We start from the raw sequence: 629 nt of genomic DNA, 5'->3' as shown, positions 1-629 counted from the left end.
GAGACAAAATAGACAGGTAATCCTTGTCCAATGGCCTCCATGGCAATGGCAACCGCTAAAATGCGTTTTCCCCACGCCAGGAGGACCGAGAAACAGCACATTTTCTTGCCTCCCAACGAACGTCAGCGCCGCCAATTCACGTATCAGTCGCTCATCCATCCCCGGTTGAAAGGAGAAGTCAAACTCGTTCAGCGTGCGCCGATAAGGCAGGTGGGACAGCTTCATGCGAACTTCAACGTTTCGGCGCTGGCGCTCCTGAATCTCAGCATCCAGCAGTTCATTGAGGAAAGAGAGATACGTGCTTTGGCTGCGACTGGCGGCTTCCAGCTTGGCATCGAGGGATTGGGCCGCTTGGCCCAATCCGAGCTCCTCTAAACGGTGGCGGGCTTGTTCGAGCTCGATCATGCGCCCACCTCCACAAGACGCTCATACACGTCCAACGGATGCACTTCCACGTCTTGAACAGGAATTTGAACGCCTTGCGGCTTTGGATAAGCATATCCCTGAGCCGTACTCAGATTCGCGTATTGGTCCTCACACATCACTAACCTTCGGGATTGGTACTGCTTCTCGTGCCGGGCGATGAGTTGCTTCTCGCAGTATATTTCGACGAATCCGTTTACCTCTCG

The 629-nt window shown here is 54.1% G+C and carries 2 pseudogenes; both read right to left on the bottom strand.

Annotated features, from left to right (window positions below):
* A pseudogene (locus EIZ37_RS25645) lies at positions 1-405 on the bottom strand (ATP-binding protein); the annotation flags it as partial.
* Positions 402-629: pseudogene (locus EIZ37_RS25640) on the bottom strand (IS21 family transposase); the annotation flags it as partial. The pseudogenes EIZ37_RS25640 and EIZ37_RS25645, both read right to left, overlap by 4 nt.

The sequence above is a fragment of the Brevibacillus migulae genome (assembly GCF_004521915.1).
Taxonomy (GTDB): Bacteria; Bacillota; Bacilli; order Brevibacillales; family Brevibacillaceae; genus Brevibacillus_F; species Brevibacillus_F migulae.
The sequence above is the reverse complement of the archived record's forward strand: the minus strand, read 5'-3'. Positions and strand labels throughout refer to the sequence as shown.